Genomic DNA, 23,274 nt, shown 5'->3' with positions numbered 1-23,274 from the left:
TCAGCCGACAGCAAGCTGGGCGGCACGTTGGGTACGACGCTGACGGCAGGCCGTCGCAAATCCCTGGAACAGTGCGTCATAGAAAGGATGTTCTTTAGGGCGCCACTCTGGATGCCACTGAACAGCCAGTGCAAACGCGGCGGCGCCGCGCACGGAGACCGCTTCGACTAACCCATCCGGTGCCCAGGCTTCTGCTTCCAGCCCCGGCGCAAGCCGATCGATCCCCTGCTGGTGCAGTGAATTTACCTCAGCATGTTCATCGCTATAGAGCGCAGCCAAGGCCCCATTAGCGCGAATTTTTACCGCGTGGGAGGGTGCATAATGGCCCGCCATGTCGTCAGCAGGCGGCTCACGGTGGTCGAGCATGCCTGGTAGCGTTTGTACGGCTTGGTGAAGCGTGCCCCCAAGGGCGACGTTCATTTCCTGAAAGCCACGACAAATGCCAAATAAAGGTAACGCCTGGCGTAACGCCTCATGCACCCAGCAAAGCGCCGCTTCGTCACGCCGTGCGTCGTCACGGGTATTCTCCGGGGCGCGTTCAGCGCCATAGCGATCAGGCGAGACATTGGTGTAACTGCCGGTGAGCATCAAGCCATCCAGGCTGCCCAACAGATCGACAGCCTGCTCTGCGCGCTGCTCGGGCGACGCTATATCAGCCACCAGCACCGGGAGAACCACCGGCGTAACGCCATAGTGATAGAGCGCCTGAAGAAATTTATCGGTCACCATTTGGGCAGGATGACCTTCCACCTCTCGGCAGCAGGCGATAACCCCCACCAGGGGGCGCGGAGAATGCGTTGCTTGCATAGTCAAACCACTTTGTCGGTTGTTATGTTTTATTCAACACTCAATTCAACATAGCGTGACTCATTTTATTTTCCAAGCGCAAAATGCCTTTTTTGCCAAAAAACACACCAAGCAACTGAAAAACAACGGATTAAGAAACAAATTTATAATGAAGGATAATTTTTTATATGCTTTTTGTTATTAAATAATTGACAGAAACGATCGACACCGCAAGGATACTGTTAGTAGAAACACAACTAACACGGCATAAAAATAAGGTACAACGTATGTCCTCTGCCAATGACACAGACGCTCAAAACGTAGCCTCGGACTTTCTCGACCAGCACCCAGACATCACCACCATTGACCTGTTGATCAGTGACCTTAACGGTGTCATCCGAGGAAAGCGCATTCCTTGCGACAACCTCGCCAAAGTGTTTGAAAAAGGCATTTATTTGCCGGCTTCGGTCTTTGCGTTGGACATCAATGGCAACACCGTGGAAGAGACCGGACTTGGGCTTTCCAGCGGTGACGGTGACCGCGTCTGTCGCGCCATTCCCGGCACACTTAACCCGGTCACATGGATGGATAACAACCAGTATGGCCAGCTGTTAATGACCATGGAGGAAATGGATGGCTCGCCGTTTTTTGCCGACCCTCGCCAAATACTCCGGCGCATTCTTAAGCAGTTCTCCGACCGTGGCTTAACCCCCGTCGTCGCCCTTGAGCTAGAGTTTTATCTGGTCGACCGCGTACGTGACGAAGAAAACTTAATTCAGCCACCTCAGTCCCCCTCCAGCGGCGAGCGGGCCACTCAAAGCCAGCTATATTCGGTGCTGGAATTAGATGAGTACGCTGAATTTATCAATGACTTGCAGTGTGCCGCCCAGGCGCAAGGTTTGCCGCTGGATACGGTATTGAAAGAGTGCGCACCAGGTCAATTTGAAGCCAACCTGATTCATACAGATGATGCGTTAAGCGCCTGCGACCACTCGGTACTGCTCAAGCGCCTCATCAAGGGCGTTGCATTAAAGCATGGCTTTGAAGCTACCTTTATGGCCAAGCCATACGGTTCAGAAGCCGGTAGCGGTACCCATGTTCACGTCAGTCTGATAGATAGCAACGGACATAACATCTTTGCCGAAAACGGCGACGACCCGTTGCAGAGCGCAGCACTACAACACGCTGTAGGAGGGTTGCTGGAACTGATGCCAGACTCCATGGCACTGCTGGCCCCTAACCTCAATTCGTTTCGCCGTTTTCAGGAAGGGCTCTATGTGCCCATGGCACCTGCCTGGGGGTACGACAACCGCTCCGTGGCAATACGCGTACCCGCTGGCCCGAAAGAAGCACGACGAATAGAGCATCGCGTAGCGGGTGCCGACGTAAACCCCTACCTTTTACTGGCTACCGTGCTGGCATCCATCCACCATGGCCTAACCCAGCAGATTGCACCTGCCGAACCCATCATCGGCAACGCCTATGAGCAAATTGCACCTCAGCTGACTAACAGCTGGGCACACGCGCTGCACTTGCTAGGTAACAACCACGTACTCGGCGAACAACTTGGCGAAGACTTTCTTGAAGTGTTCATTGCCAACCGTCAAGCAGAGCGCGCCGACACCATGCGCGAAGTCAGCTCCATGGAATACGATTGGTACCTGCGCCACGTATGAGTGGTTAGATCGTTGATAGAACAGGTTGATAAAACAGAGAGAGGCGCTGCTCGCCGTCTCTCTCTTTACTTATGCCTGCCTTACCCTGCTATCCCGTCCTTCTATTAGCTTTTTATGCCGTGTTCTCCGTGAGCATCCGTGGCAAATAAAAACGGGCTGACGAACGTATTCGCCAGCCCGTTTTCAAGCCATCATCAAACTAATCAGCACTAGACTGCCAGCCGGTCACGCATCGCGTAGAACCACGCACCCATTGCGGAAAGCGGCACACGTAACAGACGCCCACCGGGCATGGGCAGGTGGGAAATCTGCGCAAAGGCTTCGAAACGCGCTTCTTCACCGCTAATCGTTTCTGCCACTAACTTGCCAGCCAGATGGGAGCACGTTACCCCATGGCCAGAGTACCCCTGGGCGTAGTAAACGTTGCTATTAATGCGGCCAAATTGCGGCAGGCGGTTGAGTGTTAGCAAGAAGTTACCGCTCCAGGCGTAATCGACACGAACATCGCCAAGCTCAGGGAAGGTAGACAGCATTTTTGGTCGAATAGCTGCCTCAATACTGGTGGGCTCTTGCCCGCCATAGTTCACGCCTCCGCCATACAGCAAACGGTTATCGGCGGTTAAGCGATAGTAATCCAAGAGGTAATTACAATCCTCGACCGCTTTATCGTTAGGCAGTAATCGCGTGGCTAACACGGCAGACAGCGGCTCAGTGGTAATGATCTGGGTGCCGCAAGGCATCGCTTTGCTTTCCAGCTTGGGTAGCAACCCTTGCAAATAGGCATTGCCAGCCATGATCACTCGCTGAGCGGTCACTCGGCCCTTGGGGGTATGCAGTATTACCGGTTCGCCGTGTTCCACGTTTGTCACGGGGGAATGTTCAAAAATCTTTCCACCCAACGACTCCAGCGCCGCCGCCTGCCCCAGCACCAGATTGAGGGGATGCAAATGCCCACCAGAGTGATCCACCAAGGCGCCCACATAGCGTTCGCTGCCTATCTCTCGCTTGACCTCTTCGCCTTCCAGCAGCTCAAGCTGCTGATGGCCATAGCGTTCCCATAAGCTTTTTTGATCCTTTAAGCCTTCCCACTGTTTCTTATTACAGGCGGCAAAAAGGTTGCCATCTTTTAGGTCGCAGTTGATCTGATACTTTTCAATGCGCTGACGGATAATTTGGTTACCCTCGAATGCCATAGCCCCCAGCGCTCGGGCGGTTTCAGCGCCGTTTTGTTTTTCGATAACATCCATATCACGGCTATAGCTATTAACGATCTGCCCGCCATTGCGACCGGAAGCTCCGAAGCCTATCGCAACACTTTCCAGCACCACCACTCGGTGACCGCGTTCCGCCAAATGCAGCGCTGCTGAGATACCTGTAAATCCAGCCCCCACGACACAGACATCACACTCCACATCCCCCTCCAGCATGGGCCTTTGTGACGTGGAGTTTGACGATGCCGCATAGTAGGAAGCCACATGACCAGAAGAAGTTTGAGGTTGCATTTACCACCTTCCTTTTGTTGATTATTTTAACCAATATGATCATATAGATCGCTGACATAATGCGCAAGCATCAGCATATACAGGGCTTGCAGAGGAAAAACACTTTTCACCCCACAAGAAAATGTTATTAATAAAGCAACACTGACTCTTAAAAAAGACGCGACCATTACACTGGAAAAAGTTACCTCTCGTTTTTATATACAGCCCTTATGAAGGCGAGCTTTCAAGCTAACCGGTTGCGCCGTTTTCTACTTTTCGCAGGAAACTTTCCCGTTCACCCGCTAGCGTTGAGTGAGATAAAAGCGAGCTTAAAGCAAGTGCCTATACTGACCTTACCTATTGATGGAGGTCGCTATGGATTACCACCACTACCGCACAGCCCTTGCGGAAACGCTCGCCCAGAGTGAACTGCCCTTTCCCGCTGCCGAATACCAAGCGCGCATGGATAAGGTGCGCAATGCCATGACAGAGCATGGATTAGATGCGCTGCTGCTGACCGACCCCGCCGATATCAATTACCTCACCGGCTACCACACTTTTGAAGTCTCGGTGCACGCTTGCCTAGTCTGCACCCAAGCGCGGCTAGTGCTACAAGTCGCCTCGATTGAAACCGGTGCGGCAGTAGTTACCGCTCGGGTCGATGAGATCATCGGTTACCGCTGGGAAAATTTGGATGAAATCATCACGCCGCTGGCAGACCTGCTTTCTCCTTGCCAGCTAATTGGTATTGATGGCTGGAGCAGCGGGCTGCGCTTTGGGGTGATTGATGCGCTGATGCAGACTATCGGCCGTGAGCGTTTTAGCGAAGCAGGCGTGGTGGTTGATGCGATTAGGATTGTCAAAAGTCCTGCCGAACTTGAGATGCTGCAAGAGAGCGCACGAATCACCGCTCTCGGGTTAGAGACCGCGATACAGAGTATTTGCCCCGGCATGACCGACAACGATATTGCCGCCGTGGGCGTCAAAGCGCTGCTCGAAAACGGCAGCGAGTTTATGAGCCTCCAGCCAATTGTGACCAGTGGGCACCGTATTGGTGTGATTCACGTCAACCATAAGCGGCGTGTCATACAGCCTAACGAACCGGTTTTCCTAGAGTTCGGTGCCGCTTACCAACGCTATACGGCACCCATGATGCGGACTGCCGTGACGGGTGCTCCAAACCCGGCTCTCTCCGCCACTCGGGATCTTTGCCGCTCACTGTTTGAAGCGCTCTGCGACGCCATGCGTCCAGGCAATACCTTTGATGCCGCGGCCCAGGCGGCTGATGCCCTACTCGCTCCCCAGCGTGACCAGTATTTTTTCTCCGGTGTCTTTGGCTACGCCGTGGGCGCTCAGTTTCCGCCTAGCTGGGTGGAGGGCACCGGCTTTATCGCCAAAGGGCAGGCCCGCACTTTTGAAACCAACATGGTGTTTCACCTGCCACTCTGCCTGCGGGTGACCGGCCAGTGGGGCGTTGGCATAAGCGACACCGTGGTGGTGACTGAAAATGGAGCAAAACCACTGACCAATAACGACTGGCAGCTGTTTGAGGCGGGCTCATAAGCTACTGCGCCTTATAGCCATAGCATTGACAGGTCGATGGAGTAGCGCTATCGTCAACAAAGATGCAAATGAGAAACACTCTCTTTACTTCAAATAGTAGATGGTCGGGTCTATGCCCACATTATGCCCACAGGAAGCAACCAGTGTGAGGGAGCAGTGGAATGACTAGCGAGCAGCGGCAACTTCGCCAAACGGTCATATTTTTGCGCACCTCTTTTGAAGCGGTACAGCACTCTATTGCCGGCCGCCTGGAAGACCCGCTGCCCTGCTGGATGGATACCAGCATGCTTTCCATGCTGTCGCGGGAGCTCACTCGCTGCTGCCAGCAGTCCAAGCCGCTGTTTGCCCCAGCCGTCACCGAACAGCTCTATATCGCCTCACAACAGTGCGAGCTGCTACTCAAACAGTGCCCAGGGGTACTCAGCAGCGCGGTCTGCTATCGCCAGTTGGGAGCCATTATGCTGCCACTCTCTAGTGCGCTCCAGCAGATCGACACTCCTGCCAAACGGCGCTGGCCTTGGCAACGACGTTAATTCCCTTTTCCACAAACAAGCGTGCGATTAAGGCCTCCAAATCGGTCTAATCGGCGCGTTCCTGGCGTTTGAAAATTCAGCCTTGCTTGACCCTGCTATTTATCATGATAAATTCAAGATAAGGCGCCAACGAGCGTCAACGCTGAGACACATCACAAGACAGGGTATCCTCATGGCTGAACAACAAACCGCGGCAGCCTCTGGCTCGCGTAAAAAGTGGTATCAGGCGGTTCCCGACCCCATGGTGCTAATCTTTATTATTCTGGTTGCTACCTATTTTCTGACCTTCATTATCCCCGCCGGTGAATTTGAACGAGTTACCCAAGATGGCCGAACGGTGGTGGTGCCGGGCTCTTTTGACTATTTAGAAGACGTTGCCAACATCCCACTCTTCAATATTTTTGTGGCGATTCCTGAAGGGCTTATCTCCGCCTCGCAGTATCTATTTATCGTCTTTATCGCCGGAGGTCTGTTTCATATTCTGCAAAAGACCGGCGCGTTAGAGAACGCGATCGGCGTAGCGGTTAATCGTGTTGGCGTTGAGCGGCGTAACGTGATTATTGTCGTCGGTACCTTTATCTACGGCTTTTTTGGTGTCGCCGTCGGGTTTGAAAACAACATTGCATTAGTCCCCATTGCGGTTCTCATCGCCAGCGCCATTGGCTGCTCCAGTTTGGTGGGTACTGCTATGGCCGTTGGTGGTATTGGGATTGGTTTTGCGCTCTCGCCCATCAATCCCTATACCGTGGGGGTTGCTCAAGGGATCGCGGAACTGCCGACCTTCTCTGGCGCTTGGCTACGTACGTTGCTGGTGCTTTCGTCACTTGCACTGCTCTCGCTGTATATCTGCAAACGCGTCGTCAAAATGGAGTTTGAAGAGCCGGATAACGCGGAAGCACTGAGCAAGCCGCTTAGCGAATACTCTCTCACCAAACGCAACATTCTTACGATGGTCGTGTTTGTGGGTGGACTAGTCGCTATGCTCATTGGCGTGTTCACTCGCGGTTGGTATATCAATGAAATTGCAGGCACGTTCCTGCTGCTGGCGATCATCATTGGCGCCTTAAACGGCCTATCGGCGAACGGCATTGTTAAACAGATGATGGAGGGCGCAGCCAGCGTGACCGCAGGCGCGCTGGTGATCGGGGTGGCAGCCTCTATTCAGGTCATCCTTGAGCAAGCAGTGATTATTGACACCATCGTTAACTCGCTGAGCGCTATGATCGACGGCATTCCGTCAATATTTTCCGCGATTATGGCCAGTGTGGTGCAGGGTATTATCAACCTCTTTATCCCTTCCGGTTCTGGTCAGGCACTGGTGACAATGCCCATTCTGATTCCAGTGGCGGATCTTGTGGGTATGAGCCGTCAACTGATGATCACTGCATTCCAAGTCGGTGACGGCTTAACGAACCTGATTGTTCCCACGTCTGGCGGCACACTCGCCATGCTGGCGTTGGGGCGCGTCTCATACGCCCAGTGGTTGAAGGCGATTATGCCCTTTATGGCGTTGGTGTATGTATTAGCCTGGGTAGGGTTGGTGATTGGCCATCTCGTGGGTTACTGAACAACATAGGAAACCGCGATGACGCTTTCACTTGTTCATTGCAATCCTGACACGGGCACCGTCGCTACCATCACCGCTACAGGCGGAGTGGCGGTGGGAGGCTATGTACATCACTGTTGGCGAGGCATTGGGGCATGCGCCACCCAAGGGCGCTTTACCAACCCGTGGTACCCAGCTCGGATATACGAAGCACTTGCCGCGGGCGCCAGCGCCCGGCAGGCGCTTAGAGCCGCCGTAAGCGAGGACAACGACTCGGGATCGCGCCAATGTTTGGTGATGGATTCTCAGGGCCGCACATCAGCACATTCAGGTGCAGAGAATGTGCCGGAAGTGGCTGAAACCTGCTTCCCTAGCGTCGCTGCCGCTGGGAATATGCTGCAGAGCACCGAGGTCGTGAGGATTTTTGCAGAGCAATTTTTACGCCTTAGCGCCACTAATAGCAGCGCTGCCATTCAGCGCGACGAGTCGCCCCGCTTCCCTATTCATCACGACCAACATCTGCTTACGCATCTGATTGATGCTCTTGATGCTGCTCTATCAGCGGGTGGCGATAAGCGCGGTGTACGCTCGGCCGCACTGCGTATCGAGTCGTTTCATCAAGCGCCTATCGATTTGCGCATCGACTGGTCGGAGGACGTCGTCGGCGCATTGCGGGCGTTAGTCGATGAGTTTATGGCCGAGAACTTTCAAGCCTTTTGGCATCAACTGCCGCTGCGCTAAAAGAACGCCTATTCTGTTGCTGGCACCCCGTGCCAGCGCCTATTGGAGAGTTTATGACCAACACGGTTGCTCACACTGCTTTTAATCAAGGCGAGCTGGGAAAGGCATTAATTGATCGCCTGGACGAAGCTGCCCAATACTCTGAGCCAGGCCCCGGTGTCACGCGACTGTTCTGCTCCCAGGCGCATCGTCAGGTACTGCCGTTAATCAGTCGCTGGATGGAACACGCGGGGCTTACTCCCCAACTGGATGCCGCAGGCAATCTTGTGGGTCGCTGCCCCAAGGCTCAAGCGGGTGAGAAAACCTTCATTATGGGATCTCATCAAGATTCAGTGATAGAAGGCGGCAAATACGACGGCATGCTGGGCGTGGCCCTACCGCTATTGGCCTTGGAGGCACTTAAACGCGAAGGCGTGACGCTGCCATTCGGGATAGAAGTGGTCGCGTTTGGCGACGAAGAGGGCGTTCGCTTCCCTACCACGCTGGTCGGCAGTAAAGCGCTGGCTGGGAGCGTGACACCTGACCAACTGGAAGCCCAGGATGCCGAGGGAATCTCTCTGCGAGAGGCATTAATAGCCTTCGGTTGCACACCTGAGGATATCCCCGCTACCGCCCGCGACCCTGCCAACACCTTGGGATTTTTAGAAGTACATATTGAACAAGGGCCAATCCTGGAACAGCGCGATCATGCCGTGGGGATCGTTACGGCTTTAACAGGCATTGAACGCCACCAAATCACGCTAAGCGGCAAGGCCGGACACGCAGGCACTACACCGATGGGCATACGTCATGACGCGCTAGTCGGCGCGGCGGAAATGGTGCTTGCCATCGATAGCGTACTGCAGAATACCGATGAGTTGGTCGGCGTGGTGGGCAGGCTCGATGTCCACCCCAATGCGGTCAACGTTATACCTGCTCAGGTAACGTTCACGATAGAGCTGCGCTCACCCAAAGCGAGCATTCGCCATCAAGGGCGAGACGTCGTAACAGCCGCCTTAACGGAAGTCGCCACTCGCCGCGGATTAACCATTAATATTGAAAACACTTACAGCGCCGATGCGGTGGCCTGTGCAGACTGGATGATGACCGCCCTCGAACAGGCGTGCACCCAGGTTGGCCAACCGGCAGAGCGAATGTTTAGCGGCGCTGGGCATGATGGCTTAGCGATGCAGGCATTAACCGATATCGGCATGCTGTTTGTACGCTGTAAAGATGGGCTTAGCCACCACCCAGACGAAGCTATTACCGCCGAAGACGGCGAAGTCGCGACGCGAGTGATCATGGCATTTTTACAGCAGCTGCCACGTCCATAGCGTTTTCCGCCCTCAGCCCGTTACGCTAGTGGCTCAGGTAAAAAGCCTCGGCGTACCTGAGCCTCCTGCTGATTCATCACTTGTTGGGCATCAAGCATATGCTCGCGCATGATGTTATAGGCGCTTTCGGCATCGCCAAGCTCAATGGCATCCAAAATTTCTGCATGATAACGACAGCCAGTCTGTCCTAAATCGTGGGTAACTGGCTCATAGAGACGGTGATAAATCGTCAGATCTGAGAGCACCTGTATGGTGAAGCGGATAATAAATGTCAGCAGTTGATTGCCACCGGCCAGTTCAGCGAGCATTAGGTGGAAATGCAGCGAATCAAGATGTTGCTGACGCTCAGTCTCACTATCGTCCGCAGGGTCTGCGTAACTATGCAGGCTTTCACGTAAACGCACCATATCACTGGCAGCCACTTTACCGGCTAACGAAGCGGCTAGTTCAGGCTCTAACGCCAAGCGTATCTGGTAGATATCCTTGATTGATATCTCTTTGAAAAACAGGTAATTACTTAATAGCGATACCGCTTTGGCCTCGCTCATCTCACGCACAAAAGCGCCGCCTCCGGGCCCTGTGCGAGTTTCGACCAACCCCTGGGCTTCCAGTACTCGCGTACTCTCGCGCACTGTCCCTTTCGACACCTGCAGGGTCTCCATCAGTTCCGACTCGCTAGGTAGCCGGTCACCCGGCTTTAGGTGCCTGTCCACGATCCAGCATTTAATGGTTTCCGCCACCTGATAAGGGCGGCGCTGAGGGGCGTTTTTTAACATGCTATCAACAACATCCTTGGTAATAAGCAGCAAGAGTACCAGAGAGATCGCGAGTTTGGATGCCACATAAAAGGTTATCTAGCGCATAAATACGTTTAAAAATATCTGGCTGGCACTAACTAGTAAACTGGTCTATTTTTGTGCGTACTATTTCATCGAAGCATTCAAAAGGAGCTTAATTAATGGCTTTCGCAACACTGTTTACTCCCCTCCAACTGGGCAGCCTATCGATTCCTAACCGGGTTGTTATGGCGCCGCTGACACGGGCGCGTACACCCGATAGCGTACCGGGTGAACTTCAGGAAGCTTACTATGGCCAGCGCACAGGAGCGGGGCTAATCATCAGCGAAGCCACCAACATATCTCCCACTGCCCGTGGCTACGTGTATACACCCGGTATTTGGACGGATGAGCAGAAAACAGGCTGGAAAGGCGTTGTTGACGCAGTACACGCCAAAGGTGGCCGTATTGCTCTGCAACTGTGGCACGTTGGGCGAGTTTCTCACGAAATGGTTCAACCTGACGGCCAACAGCCGGTAGCACCGAGTGCCTTGAAAGGCGAAGGCGCCCAGTGTTTCGTAGAGTTTGAAGATGGCACCGCGGGTCAGCACCCCACCAGCACACCACGTGCGCTGGAAACCGACGAGATCCCTGGCATTGTTGCCGACTATCGCCAAGCGGCCGAACGCGCCAAGCGTGCCGGCTTCGACATGGTCGAAGTCCACGCCGCGAACGCCTACTTGCTTAACCAGTTCCTGGCGACGGGCACCAACAAGCGTACCGACCAGTATGGCGGATCGCTGGAAAACCGGGCTCGCTTCCCGCTGGAAGTGGTTGATGCGGTGATTGACGTTTACGGGGCTGACCGGGTCGGCATCCGTATGACGCCATTTATCGAGTTGTTTGGTTTGACCGACGATGAGCCGGAAGCGATGGCATTTTACATGGCCGAGCAGCTTTCCAAGCGCGGCCTTGCCTACCTGCACCTGAACGAACCCAACTGGGCCGGTGGCGATATCACCTTCCCCGATGGTTTCCGCGAGCAGATGCGCGAACGCTTTAGCGGCAGCCTGATCTACTGCGGCAACTACGACGCCGAGCGCGCCGATAAACGCATCAGCGAAAACACCACTGATGCCGTGGCCTTTGGCCGCCCCTACATCGCCAACCCCGACTTGCCGGAGCGCTTCCGAGTTAACGCACCACTCACCGAGCCGAACCACGAAACGTTCTATGGCGGTGATGAGAAGGGATACACCGACTATCCATTTATGAATAATGGCTATGACCGTATTCAGTAACAGCCAAAGGTAGCTTTACCCCGCGCCCTGTTCAGCCTGTGACTGAACAGGGCGTTTTTCCTGCGAAACGCTACACGCGTGGTTGCTGCTGTGTGATGCAGTGAATGTTCCCGCCGCCAAGCAGTATTTCCCTTGCCGTAACGCCGATCACCCTCTTCGTGGGAAATAACCGGGATAGAATGCCTTTGGCCTGTTCATCGTAACGAGGATCCAGCAAGGGCATCACAATGGCCGAGTTACTAATATAAAAGTTGACGTAAGACCCCGCCATTCGATCCCCAGGTAACCGGGGATGCGAGCTGTTGAGGCGGTCAAGTCCACTGGCTTCATCGTCGGCAATATAAAGTGGGCCTGGCTGCGGCAGCTTATGGATAGTGAGCCGCCTGCCTTGAGCATCCGTAGCGGTTTCCAGCACACGCAATGCTTCACGACAAATAGCGCCCTGAGGATCTTGCTCATCCTCACACCACGTTAGCGCCACATGGCCTGGCGCAATAAAGCAGCACAGGTTGTCTACGTGACCATCGGTCTCGTCTAGATAACAGCCACGCGGTAACCATATGATATGACTGACGCCTAAATACTCCTGCAGCCAGTGTTCGATCGTGGCGCGGCTCATCTCCGGATTACGGTTAGGATTCAGCAAGCACTCTTCCGTGGTGATCAGCGTACCTTCACCATCCACGTGAATGGCTCCGCCCTCTAGTACGAGCGGGGCCTCGAAGCGTTGGATACCCAGCATTTCACTGATTTTACAACGAATCCGTTTGTCTTTGTCCCATGGGAAGTAGAGCCCCTCCTTCAACCCGCCCCAGGCATTGAACTCCCAGTCCACCATGGCGAGTCGCCCATCGGGATGGGTAATGAAGGTGGGGCCGACATCGCGCATCCAAGCATCATTGCTGGACAACTCAACCACCCGAATATGCGCAGGCAACTGGTTGCGGGCATTTTCATACTGCTCATCGTTAACCCCCACGAAGACCGTCTCGCTCTCAGCAATCGCCACAGCCACATCCACAAAGGCTTGCTGAGCGGGCTTCGCACCGTAGCGCCATGTATCGGGGCGCTGGGGCCACAGCATCCAGCAGGCAGAATGGGGGGCAAACTCCGCCGGCATCGAAAAGCCTAGTGCACTGGGTGTTGGCTCACCTGTCAGAGGTTCGGTGGCCGTTGTAGGAAAGGTCGTCGCGTGTTTCATATATTCCCCACCACTATAAAGAAGCCCGTTGCCACGACAGCGGCTATTAAGACATAGGGAAGTTGCGTTAACGCATGAGCCATTGGCGTACACCCCGCCCCTTGGGCAGAAAGGACGGTAGAATCACCGTAAAAGCAGGCGTGGCTGCCAAAGGCACTGGCGGAGATTAAAGCCCCCACCACGAGCGGCATATGCGCATCCATACTACTGGCAAGCGGTAATACGATAGGCATCGCCACGGCAAACAGTCCCCAGAAGGAGGCGGTCGCAAAAGCGAGAAAGGCCATGGTGACGAAGACAACCGCCGGTAGCATACCCGCGGTCATTAAAGGCTGAACGCTCTCGATCACATAGTTGGTTAAGCCAAGCAGGTCATTCACCTCCTTAAGCACAAACCCAGCCACCAACGTGCCGAGTGGCATAATCATGGCTTTGAAGCCATCCAGCGCGGTGTCAAACGTATCGTTGAAGCTTAACAGCCGCTGCACAGCGATAAGCACTAGCGTCACTGCAAGCGCCACCATCACCCCGCGCAGCACATCAATCTCAAAATACCAGGTGAAGAAAATCAGCGTCGCAATGGGAAGCAGAAAATTGAGCAGATGAGGGCGTTTTTTGCCTGTATCTTCTATTTCCAGCGCGCTGTCATCAGCGCCATCGGGCTGCGGCTGGCCAGCTTCAGCGCGGGCTTCCGCTGCTCGCATCGGGCCAAGATTGGGGATAATGCCCAGTGCCACCAGGGGCACCAGCGCCGCCGCTATCCAGGCGTAAAACATAAACGGTATGGCTTGGATGTACAGCGCCATGCCGTTACCAGCGACATTGTTCTCTTCCAGCAAACCTGCAAAGAACACAGCCCAGGTGGAAAACGGTACGAGAATACAGATCGGCGCTGCAGTGGAGTCAACGATATAGGCCAACTTCTCACGGGATATGTTAAAGCGATCAGTGATTTTCTTCATGGAAGCGCTTATGGTCAGCGCATTGAGATAGTCATCGACAAAGATTATTAGCCCCAGCCCCCAGGTAGCTAACAAGCTTTGTCGACGGGTATGGATGCGTCGGGTAACGGCATCACCAAAACTTAACACACCGCCCGTTTTTACCAGCAAGGCAATCAAACTACCAAATAGACCGCACACCAGAACAATCCACGTCACCGTGTCATTACCCAATACCGATAGCAGTATATCCGACCCTTGGGTAATGACATTGAGAGGTTGAAACATTAATAAGCCTACCAGCGCGCCTGCCAGAAGAGACTCAATCGTGCGTTTGGTAATAATCGCCATGACTAACACCACTAACGTGGGTATAAGGCTTAAAATCCCATACTCTTCCATTGGTTATTCCCCTTTTTTCGTTGTCGTAGGTCACTACTGAAGACGGGCGCTAACGCCCGTCCCGAATAGCAGTGTTTATAGGTAACCATCCGCTTTAAGTGAGCGTGTGGTGGCGGCAAACGCTTCGTCGAGAATAGCAACGACGTCGTCGACTACTTGACGCGTCCAGATCAGGGGCGGCGAGATGATATTGAGATGACCAACCGGCCGAATAATCAAACCACGTTTCTGTGCTTCAGCGGCCACGCGGTCACCTACGCGCGCGTCAACGGGGAGTAATTCTTTGGTTGTTTTATTAGCCACATTTTCAATCGCCATCATGAAATGACTGCCACGTATATCACCTACCGTTTCATGAGAGGCGAGCGTTTTGAGCTTGGATTCAAGATAGGGGCCAACTTCGCGAACATTCTCACAAATGCCTTCATGCTCAATGATTTCGATATTTTTAAGCGCTGCAGCACAGCTCACGGGATGCCCGGAATAGGTGAAGCCGGTGCTCAATACCCCGCCGGGGCCTTGAGGAGTACTTAGTACCGCATACAGGGCGTCAGATATCAGCGTTGCACCTAATGGGGCATACCCAGATGAAAGCCCTTTCGCCACATTGATAATATCGGGCTGGGTTTCAAACACGGCTTCTGAGGCAAAGAAGTGCCCTAAACGTCCAAAGCCTGTCACCACTTCATCAGCAATGAACAGAATATCGTTGGCACGGCATATGGCCTGCACGCGGGAATGGTAGCCCTGTGGTGCCACCAATACGCCCCCCGCGCCCATGATTGGCTCAGCAATAAAGGCCGCTATGTTATCCGCCCCTAGCCGGTCAATGGTTTGCTCGAGTTCATCGACCAGGTGATCACAATACTCGGCCTCACTCATCCCCTCTGGGCGGCGATAGCAGTTGGCTTCGCTCAGATGGGTCACCAGATCAAGTGTATCGAACTGCCAGTTATTGCTGGCGATACCGGTCAGGCTCGCCGCCATGTAGGTGGTGCCGTGGTAGGCATTGGTGCGCGACAAGATCCGCTTTTTCGAAGGCTTGCCCAAGCGATTGAAGTAGTAATGCACAAGCCGGATGGTGGCATCGTTTGCCGTTGACCCGCCGCAGCTATAAAACACATGGTTCAAGTGGGCAGGCGCAAGCTCTGAGAGCTTGGCCGCCAGCTCGGTGGCCGGGGCATTGGAGAGATTGTTAAAAGTGGAAAAGTAGGCCATGCGTGTGGCTTGCTCGGCCATCGCCTGGCCAATTTCGGCACGGCCGTGGCCCACATTGACACACCACAGGCCGGCAATCCCATCGATAAAGCGGTTGCCGTGTGCATCTTCGACATAGATACCATCACTGTCGGTAATTAAGTCACAGCCATTTTCGTGGAACACACTGAAGTCGGTAAAGGGATGGATAAAGTGATTTTTATCTTTTTGCCAAAGGTCTTGCGCGTCGTAAGAGCCTTTCGCCTGCTGTTGAGTCATCGTCATACCCTCGCTTATTAGGAAGCCGTTGTTGAGGTGACTTCACAGGCTAGCGGGGAAAACAGTGTCGGGAATATATCCCCATTGGGGTATATCGGCTGCGCGAAAGGCCTCCTATGGTGGATCTCCTTAACCCAACAAACACAACAGGAGACACGCCATGCAAGTGTCCATTGATGGCCAGCGATTGTGGTCAAGTTTAATGGCCATGGCAGAGATCGGCGCTACCACCAACGGCGGCAGCAACCGCTTGGCACTGACCCCCGAAGATACCGCCGGTCGGCAGCAGTTGATCGAGTGGTGCGCCGATATTGGCTGCCATGTTCGCAGTGATGCCGTGGGGAACCTTTTTTTCCGCCGCCCCGGTACACGTGACGACCTTGAGCCCGCCGCTGTCGGCAGCCACCTGGATACACAGCCCAAAGGCGGTCGTTTCGACGGCGTGCTGGGGGTTCTCGCGGGTCTGGAAGTGTTTCGCACCCTACACGACCAGCAAATCGTTACCGAACGACCTCTGGAACTGATCGTTTGGACGAACGAGGAAGGCAGCCGTTTTGCCCCCGCGATGATGGCTTCCGGCACCTATGCGGGGGTGTTTACGGTGGATGAGACCCTGGCTCGGCAGGACGAAAAAGGGATCAGTTTTGGACAGGCCCTTGAGGAGACAGGCATGAAGGGCAGCCTGCCCATTGGCGAGCCTCGGTTAGCCAGTTTTCTGGAACTGCATATCGAACAGGGGCCGGTACTTGAAGAGGAGGGCTTAGATATCGGTGTGGTCACCGGTGTGCAAGGGATGCGCTGGTTTGACCTGACGATTGAAGGCAGCGCTGCCCATGCGGGCACCACCCCCATGGCATATCGTCACGACGCCCTGGCCGCTGCCGCCCGGCTCATTGATCGGCTATACGCCATCGCCGCCACCGACACCAGCGGTGACAGCAAGGTGACCTTTGGCTGCCTGGAGATCGATACGCCTTCTCGCAACGTGATTCCTGCCCGGGTCACCCTGACTGTCGACCTTCGTCATGTGCACGACGATCAGCTAGACACGCTGGAGGCCCGCTTCTATAGCGAGCTGGATGCCTTGGTAGAGACCTTTGGTGTCGTGGTAACGCCGCAACACCTCTGGAACTCCCCGGTGGTGGCATTTAACGACCAATGCATTGCATCCATCGAACAGGCCACAAAGGCACGCGGCATCGCTTACCGCCGAATGCTCAGTGGGGCGGGCCATGATGCGGTTTATGTAGCACGGGAGGCACCCACCGCGATGATCTTTATTCCCTGCCGCGATGGCATTAGCCATAACGAAGCCGAGTACGCAACGCCGGAGCAATGTGCACTTGGCACCCAAGTGCTTTGCGACGCGCTACTGCACAACGCTAACGATCTTGAGGTTACCCAATGAGTACAACTGCCCCAACGAACCAGGCCGAGTGGCAATCACTGGCAGACACACTCTCCTTTGAAACCCGCGCCTATATCAACGACACCTTTGTCGATGCACAGCGTGGAGCTACACTTACCACGGTGAACCCAGCCACCGGCGAGGTGTTAGCCAAGGTCTCCAGCTGTGATGACGCTGATGCCGAGCTCGCTACCCGCGCAGCTCGGCAGGCCTTTGATCAGGGAGAGTGGTCGCGCCGCGCGCCCGGTCAGCGCAAAACCACGCTGCTTGACCTGGCGGCGTTAATGCAGGCCCATAGGCACGAGCTTGCCCTGTTGGACACTCTGGATATGGGGAAACCGATTACCAGTGCGCTGGGAGATATTGACGGCGCCATCGGCTGCCTGCGCTATACCGCCGAAAGTATCGATAAGCTCTACGGTGAGGTGGCCCCGACGGGAGACCAACACCTGGGCTTGATCGTGCGCGAGCCACTCGGGGTGGTGGTATCCATCGTCCCCTGGAACTTCCCACTCATGATGACCGCCTGGAAGATTGCACCGGCATTGGCGGCAGGTAACAGCGTTATTCTCAAACCGTCAGAAAAATCGCCGTTATCGGCGCTACGCCTTGCCCAACTAAGCCAACAAGCGGGCCTGCCCGCCGGGGTGTTTCAAGTACTCCCCGGCTATGGCCATACCGTGGGTAAAGCGCTAGCCCTGTCGATGGAGGTCGACTGCCTCTCCTTTACCGGCTCCACTCCCGTGGGCAAACAGCTTATGCAGTACGCAGGCCAATCCAATTTGAAACGCGTTTATCTGGAGTGCGGTGGCAAAAGCCCCAACATCATCTTTGCCGACTGCAAAAATCTAGACGCCGCAGCTCAGCACGCGGCCGCGGCGATTTTTCATAACCAAGGTGAAGTCTGTATCGCTGGCTCGCGGCTATTGGTGGAAAACAGCATTCGCTACGCTTTCGTCGAGAAAGTGGTGGACGCTGCGGCTGCCATGCAACCAGGCGATCCACTCGACCCGCAAAGCTTTATGGGGGCGATGGTGGATGACACTCAATACCAACGAGTGCTTGATTATATCCGTCAGGGGCAGGAAGAGGGCGCCACGCTACGCTCGGGCGGGCAGCCGTTAGATGGCCCTGGACTCTTTATTCCCCCTACCGTGTTTGACGATGTCACCCCAGCCATGACGATAGGTCGCGAAGAGATCTTCGGGCCGGTGCTGTCTGTCTTTGGCTTCGATACCGAAGAAGAGGCCTTGGCACTTGCCAACGACAGCGACTACGGCTTGGCTGCCGCCGTCTGGAGCCAGGACATTGATCGTATTATGCGCGTCTCACGCAAGCTGCACTCCGGGCAAGTCTACGTTAACAACTGGGCAGGCCCGGACATGACAGTGCCGTTCGGTGGGGTTAAGCAATCCGGTAATGGGCGGGATAAATCGCTTCACTCGCTTGACGAGTATACCGAGATCAAAACCATCTGGATGGCGCTACAAACCTAGCACCTTAGCCTCTCAACTGCCGGGAAATGAGGGCCACGTGTTCAAGAAATAGCTGGAACAACTGCGATTGACTGGAGACATCCAGACGCTGGTAAATATGCTTGCGGTGTACCTTCACAGTGCCATCGCTGATATCCAGTTCCCGGGCCGCCGATTTGGTGGAGTGCCCTGCGAGCAACAGACGAACGATTTCCTGTTCACGTGCCGTTAAAACCTCTCGGCCAAAGCTTACGAAGGCAGCTTCCACCGGGGCGTCCTTTTCCAAGGTCGGCTGGAAGAGGACGCCCTGCCATTTCCAGAACTCCATCAACAAGGTTTCGATCATCGGCACCACATTCTTCAACACCTGCAATGCACGTCGTTTCAAGGGAGCTTCTGCCTGAAAGCCCAGCGATACCACCATCAAGACATCATCCCCCACACGTGCGAAGAGACCCACCTCATCCGCTAATCCTAACGCACGATAATAGTGAGCATAGTAATCACTGGATTCAAAACGATCAGGGGCTAGCTCCCGCAACCGGTGCACACCGCTATCCAGGCCACCACTCATGGCGGTAAAAAAAGGATCCAATAAATACGCACCGCTGAGGTAGCGATCTATCGCTTGAGGGCGATTTTCTGACGGGTAATCGTCGTGAATCAGTAGTGGTCTATGACGCCCTTTGTAGGTATTGATCAGAATCGTATCGAAACCGGTTAGCGCGCGCAGCACTTGCTCCAGACGAACGGGGAAATCGCGCTGTCCCGATGAGCGTACCAAGCTCGCCATATGCCGATGCCAAGCTGCACTTCCCGCACTTGCCAGAAAGGTACTATCGATATCATCGGTTGTTGAGCAGTATTTCATGAGTAGCGCTTCATTAGGTTGTTTGACAAAACAATACTGCCTTGCGCGAACACGGTAAACTCAGGCAATACAATTGACTCATTACGGCTCGTGATTACTTTGTGTTGAGCCTCTTGGATAAACGCTGCTAGGCTATTGATTCTTTCGTTTGAACATACAGGTAATGAATGCTTGCTTCGCTATTAGCGCTGCTGGTGTCTCTACTGCTCGTCGGCCTTGCCGCCACGACTGGGTGCGCACTTTCGGCCTGATGGTTGGTTCCGCGAACTAAGTAAGCCAAGCTGGACACCACCGAATATCGCTTTCCCCTTCGCTTGGGGCATACTGTATTTGTTGATGGCTATCGTCGCTTGGCGTATTTATATGGCGGATGACTCAGTATGGCGCTCAGCAAGCTTAGCGGCTTACGCGCTGCAGCTTATGGTCAATGCCGCGTGGTCGTGGCTGTTCTTTGGGCGTAAACAAACTGTCGTCGGCTAAATAAAGCCTGAGCGCTGATTAAAAAAAGGATTCTGAGAGTATGGATCGCACCACTACTATAATAGTACTCGCCTTCGCATCGCTGGTATTAGGCGCAATGGCAACAGCGATATTTATATATGTCATTGTGCCCTGGCGCCGCCGACGGCGCGCAGCGAAAGCGAAAGCCGCTGCGCCTCGTCCGGTACAAGCAGACAACTCTGAAAAAGCTCAAGAACCTGACACCCCTGCACCCTCAAAGCAAACTAAAAAAGTTAAGCAGCATTCGCTTTTTATAATCTTTGATCAACCCAGTGAAGATTCAGACGAGCGCCTTACCCAGTGGCTGCGGGAGAAAGACGCTCACTACGACGCGCTTAAGAAGATATTTTTAATCGACGGCCAACAGCCTTCCAACCCAGTCACTATCGCCAACGCCTTTCCACCGGGGGAAATGCCTGACCTGCTGCGCGGGGAAACCCATGAGCCCATCAAGGGTATTAGCTTATTAGTGAAACCACCGCTACGTAAGCGACGTAATCAACAAATGCATGTCTACGTAGAACTCGCCAAAGAGATGCAGACGGTGTTTAGCGGCAAAATGCTCAATGACGAGCGCGAACTCGCCACCGACAGCACCTTTGAGCAAATTATCGGCGAATAGATTTACAGAGCTATGCTGACAAAAACAACGTCACACGACCCCCTGGCTGCGCAGGTAGTCATCGTAGCTGCCGCTGAAATCGACAATGCCTTCCGGCTGCATATCAATAATGCGCGTGGCCAGTGACGAGACGAACTCACGGTCGTGGCTCACAAACATCAGCGTGCCGGGGTAGTTCTCCAGGGCCAGGTTCAACGCCTCGATAGACTCCATATCCAGGTGGTTAGTCGGCTCATCCATCAGCATTACGTTGGGCTGAGTAAGGATTAACTTACCAAACAGCATGCGCCCCTGCTCGCCACCGGAAATGACCTTCACCGATTTTCCAATATCGTCGCTGGAAAACAGCATCCGCCCCAGAGCACCGCGAACCACCTGCTCGCCACCTTGAGTCCATGCTGACATCCACTCAAACAACGTGGCATCGACGGCAAAGTCGTCGCTGTGATCCTGAGCAAAAACCCCCACTTCAGCGGCTTCGGTCCACTTCACTTCGCCCGCGTCCGGGTGTAACTCGCCCGCCAGGGTTTTCAGCAGCGTGGTTTTGCCGATGCCGTTGGGGCCGATAATAGCAATGCGCTCACCGGCTTCCACAGTCATGGAAAGACGCTCGAACAGCGGCTTGTCGCCCTCATAGCTCTTGGTAATGCCGTCCACGTTGACGGCATTACGGTGGATTTTCTTCGCCTGATCAAAGCGGATAAAGGGGCTTACGCGGCTGGAAGGCTTGATATCTTCCAGTTTGATTTTATCGATTTGACGCGCTCTAGACGTAGCCTGCTTAGCTTTCGAGGCGTTAGCGGAGAAGCGGCTCACGAACTGCTGCAGCTCGGCAATCTGGGCCTTTTTCTTGGCGTTATCCGAGTGCTGACGCTCGCGAACAGCGGTGGCGGCGGTCATGTAATCATCGTAGTTACCCGGGAACAGGGTGATTTCACCGTAATCCAGATCCGCCATATGCGTACACACGCTGTTCAGGAAGTGGCGGTCGTGGGAGATGATGATCATGGTGCTGCTGCGCGCTTTAAGAATATCTTCCAGCCAGCGGATGGTGTTGATATCCAGGTGGTTGGTCGGCTCATCCAGCAACAGTACATCCGGGTCAGCGAATAGCGCCTGGGCGAGCAGCACGCGCAGCTTCCAGCCGGGAGAGACTTCGCTCATCGGGCCCGTGTGTTGCTCAATGGGAATGCCCAGGCCTAGCAGCAGTTCGCCTGCGCGGGGCTCAGCGGTGTAGCCGTCCAGCTCGGCGAAGCGCACTTCCAGGTCAGCGACGGCCATGCCGTCCTCTTCGCTCATCTCTGCCAGGGAGTAAATGCGTTCACGCTCAGCGGCGACCGACCAGAGCTCTACATTGCCCATGATGACGGTATCGATCACCCGCTCATTTTCAAACGCAAACTGATCCTGACGCAACTTACCCAGCCGTGTACTGCTATCCAGCATCACCTGGCCGGAAGTGGGCTCCAAATCGCCACCGAGAATTTTCATAAAGGTGGATTTGCCGCAGCCGTTCGCGCCAATCAGGCCGTAACGGTTGCCGTTATTGAATTTAACGGAGACATTTTCAAACAGGGGCTTGGCCCCAAACTGCATGGTGATATTGGCGGTAGCGATCACAAAAGGAGCCCTGGTTAGCGCATTGTCAGTAACGACGACAGCTTACAACGAATAGAAAGGCTCGCGATTCTACGCGCTATTAGGCGTGTATTCACCCATCAAACCCTAGTGGCGTCAGGCGCTTGCCGGGATATCGAGTAGAAAGCGTTCATCATCAAGCGCTTGGCGCAGCCGCGAGTGCAATATATCAACGATCCCTTGATGCTCCCCCACCAGCTTCGTCGTGGTAACGGAAAGCCCTGGATACTGCTGTTCAGCCGCTGCACAAATCTCGGCAATATCGCCGCCCTCCCCGGCGTGGCGCCCCGGCGAAAGAAACAGCATCGCCAGGATCACCGAGCCTATCTTAAACTCGGGTAGCGCCAGCAAGTTTTCCAGCAGTGGCTCATTAAAGCGGTACTCATCGCCCTCGCGCCGCTCCATGGAGGCAGCGGCAACACACGCTACGTCATCGGCTAGCAGCACGCTGAGCTGCCCCGCCAGGCGGTTGCGTACGGCGGTAACCTCAGGAATCGGGCTGCCGTGATCCACCAGCGCCACATGCGGTTTAGTACCTGGGCGAAGCTTGTCGCGCACGTTATCGGCCAGCAGATGGGCTAAACGCAGGTCGTTATCGCCGAACTCATCCACTAAGGGCTGGGCTACCCGCACCTTAACGTGGGGAAAGCGCTCCTGCAGCGTGGCCATGCGCTCGGGGAGATAACCCGTCAGCGCTTTGCTGGGGCCAAAAAAGAACGGCAGCACGATAATCTCCGTTGCCCCCTGTTCGGCACTGCATTCAGCGGCGGGGCCAAGGGTAGTGGCGGGAATACCTCCCACCTCATCCGCAGGAATCTTATTGGAGTGCAGCAGCGAGGCCGCCTGCACGGTTTCGCCTACAAGCCCGCTAAGCGAAGCCGCCACGCGGCGTAAATTCAGCGTTGCCTGCGCTCGTAGCGAGCCGTTATCCACCAGAAAAATCGCGCGCATGGCTGCCTCCAGTCGTGGTCTTGGCAATCGTGTGGGTGATCAACCGTGACATGTTAAGATGGTGGTTTTACA

20 protein-coding genes are annotated in these 23,274 nt (G+C 54.7%); 11 read left to right on the top strand and 9 right to left on the bottom strand.

Annotation, left to right across the window (positions count from 1 at the left end; genetic code table 11):
- Positions 1–807: a gamma-glutamyl-gamma-aminobutyrate hydrolase family protein gene (locus ACW17M_RS13640; RefSeq protein ID WP_041158720.1), complete on the bottom strand. Its 807-nt coding sequence runs from the start codon at positions 805–807 to the stop codon at positions 1–3.
- 266 nt (positions 808–1,073) lie between these two features.
- Between ACW17M_RS13640 and ACW17M_RS13635 the strand changes: the two genes are divergently transcribed.
- Positions 1,074–2,462, top strand: coding sequence for a glutamine synthetase family protein (locus ACW17M_RS13635; RefSeq protein ID WP_457547623.1), 1,389 nt, complete (start codon positions 1,074–1,076; stop codon positions 2,460–2,462).
- Positions 2,463–2,671: 209 nt separating this feature from the next.
- On the opposite strand, the gene ACW17M_RS13630 is transcribed toward ACW17M_RS13635, so the two are convergent.
- Positions 2,672–3,964, bottom strand: coding sequence for an NAD(P)/FAD-dependent oxidoreductase (locus ACW17M_RS13630; protein WP_457547622.1), 1,293 nt, complete (start codon positions 3,962–3,964; stop codon positions 2,672–2,674).
- 354 nt (positions 3,965–4,318) lie between these two features.
- On the opposite strand from ACW17M_RS13630, the gene ACW17M_RS13625 reads away from it, so the two are divergent.
- The 5 genes from ACW17M_RS13625 to ACW17M_RS13605 all read left to right on the top strand — a co-directional run bounded on the left by ACW17M_RS13625 (position 4,319) and on the right by ACW17M_RS13605 (position 9,639).
- Positions 4,319–5,506 carry a M24 family metallopeptidase gene (locus ACW17M_RS13625; RefSeq protein WP_457547621.1) on the top strand — a complete coding sequence of 396 codons (1,188 nt, stop codon included), beginning with the start codon at positions 4,319–4,321 and terminating at the stop codon, positions 5,504–5,506.
- Positions 5,507–5,667: 161 nt separating this feature from the next.
- Positions 5,668–6,039, top strand: a complete 372-nt coding sequence (locus ACW17M_RS13620) for a hypothetical protein (RefSeq protein ID WP_190374518.1) — start codon at positions 5,668–5,670, stop codon at positions 6,037–6,039.
- Positions 6,040–6,211: 172 nt separating this feature from the next.
- Positions 6,212–7,606 (top strand): YfcC family protein, encoded by a 1,395-nt coding sequence (locus ACW17M_RS13615; protein WP_457547620.1) that lies wholly within the window; start codon positions 6,212–6,214, stop codon positions 7,604–7,606.
- An 18-nt stretch (positions 7,607–7,624) separates the two neighbouring features.
- Positions 7,625–8,326: a DUF1028 domain-containing protein gene (locus ACW17M_RS13610; RefSeq protein ID WP_457547619.1), complete on the top strand. Its 702-nt coding sequence runs from the start codon at positions 7,625–7,627 to the stop codon at positions 8,324–8,326.
- A gap of 53 nt (positions 8,327–8,379) precedes the next feature.
- Entirely contained in the window at positions 8,380–9,639 is a 1,260-nt protein-coding gene (locus ACW17M_RS13605) for an allantoate amidohydrolase (RefSeq protein ID WP_457547618.1), read from the top strand.
- Positions 9,640–9,659: 20 nt separating this feature from the next.
- Here ACW17M_RS13605 and ACW17M_RS13600 read toward each other — a convergent pair whose 3' ends face one another.
- Entirely contained in the window at positions 9,660–10,415 is a 756-nt protein-coding gene (locus ACW17M_RS13600) for a FadR/GntR family transcriptional regulator (protein ID WP_027957091.1), read from the bottom strand.
- A 182-nt stretch (positions 10,416–10,597) separates the two neighbouring features.
- Here ACW17M_RS13600 and ACW17M_RS13595 point away from each other — a divergent pair, with 182 nt between their 5' ends.
- On the top strand, positions 10,598–11,716 hold the full coding sequence (locus tag ACW17M_RS13595) for an alkene reductase (RefSeq protein WP_457547617.1): 1,119 nt from the start codon (positions 10,598–10,600) through the stop codon (positions 11,714–11,716).
- Positions 11,717–11,786: 70 nt separating this feature from the next.
- Here ACW17M_RS13595 and aguA read toward each other — a convergent pair whose 3' ends face one another.
- From aguA to ACW17M_RS13580, 3 genes are all read right to left on the bottom strand, one after another.
- Positions 11,787–12,917, bottom strand: coding sequence for an agmatine deiminase (gene aguA / locus ACW17M_RS13590; protein WP_457547616.1), 1,131 nt, complete (start codon positions 12,915–12,917; stop codon positions 11,787–11,789).
- Positions 12,914–14,260 carry a Na+/H+ antiporter NhaC family protein gene (locus ACW17M_RS13585; RefSeq protein ID WP_457547615.1) on the bottom strand — a complete coding sequence of 449 codons (1,347 nt, stop codon included), beginning with the start codon at positions 14,258–14,260 and terminating at the stop codon, positions 12,914–12,916. Before ACW17M_RS13585 ends, aguA begins: the two co-directional genes overlap by 4 nt.
- 75 nt (positions 14,261–14,335) lie before the next feature.
- Positions 14,336–15,742, bottom strand: coding sequence for an aminotransferase (locus ACW17M_RS13580; protein WP_457547614.1), 1,407 nt, complete (start codon positions 15,740–15,742; stop codon positions 14,336–14,338).
- 154 nt (positions 15,743–15,896) lie between these two features.
- On the opposite strand from ACW17M_RS13580, the gene ACW17M_RS13575 reads away from it, so the two are divergent.
- Both ACW17M_RS13575 and ACW17M_RS13570 read left to right on the top strand, forming a co-directional pair.
- Entirely contained in the window at positions 15,897–17,144 is a 1,248-nt protein-coding gene (locus tag ACW17M_RS13575; RefSeq protein ID WP_457547613.1) for a M20 family metallo-hydrolase, read from the top strand.
- Complete coding sequence (locus ACW17M_RS13570) at positions 17,141–18,640, top strand: aldehyde dehydrogenase (protein ID WP_457547612.1); 1,500 nt, start codon at positions 17,141–17,143, stop codon at positions 18,638–18,640. The genes ACW17M_RS13575 and ACW17M_RS13570 overlap by 4 nt, the downstream gene beginning before the upstream one ends.
- Positions 18,641–18,644: 4 nt before the next feature.
- On the opposite strand, the gene ACW17M_RS13565 is transcribed toward ACW17M_RS13570, so the two are convergent.
- Entirely contained in the window at positions 18,645–19,490 is an 846-nt protein-coding gene (locus ACW17M_RS13565) for a helix-turn-helix transcriptional regulator (RefSeq protein WP_022521658.1), read from the bottom strand.
- Between the two features lie 216 nt (positions 19,491–19,706).
- On the opposite strand from ACW17M_RS13565, the gene ACW17M_RS13560 reads away from it, so the two are divergent.
- Together ACW17M_RS13560 and ACW17M_RS13555 are read left to right on the top strand one after the other, a co-directional pair.
- Positions 19,707–19,970, top strand: a complete 264-nt coding sequence (locus ACW17M_RS13560) for a TspO/MBR family protein (RefSeq protein WP_230803362.1) — start codon at positions 19,707–19,709, stop codon at positions 19,968–19,970.
- 40 nt (positions 19,971–20,010) lie between these two features.
- On the top strand, positions 20,011–20,613 hold the full coding sequence (locus ACW17M_RS13555) for a cell division protein ZipA C-terminal FtsZ-binding domain-containing protein (RefSeq protein ID WP_039857361.1): 603 nt from the start codon (positions 20,011–20,013) through the stop codon (positions 20,611–20,613).
- Between the two features lie 30 nt (positions 20,614–20,643).
- Here ACW17M_RS13555 and ACW17M_RS13550 read toward each other — a convergent pair whose 3' ends face one another.
- Both ACW17M_RS13550 and ACW17M_RS13545 read right to left on the bottom strand, forming a co-directional pair.
- Positions 20,644–22,233, bottom strand: coding sequence for an ABC-F family ATPase (locus ACW17M_RS13550; RefSeq protein WP_022521655.1), 1,590 nt, complete (start codon positions 22,231–22,233; stop codon positions 20,644–20,646).
- Between the two features lie 114 nt (positions 22,234–22,347).
- Positions 22,348–23,202, bottom strand: coding sequence for a sirohydrochlorin chelatase (locus ACW17M_RS13545; protein ID WP_230803360.1), 855 nt, complete (start codon positions 23,200–23,202; stop codon positions 22,348–22,350).
- Positions 23,203–23,274 lie beyond the last annotated feature (72 nt).

It is taken from the genome of Vreelandella sp. 2A-K22, assembly GCF_054065485.1.
The sequence above is the reverse complement of the archived record's forward strand: the minus strand, read 5'-3'. Positions and strand labels throughout refer to the sequence as shown.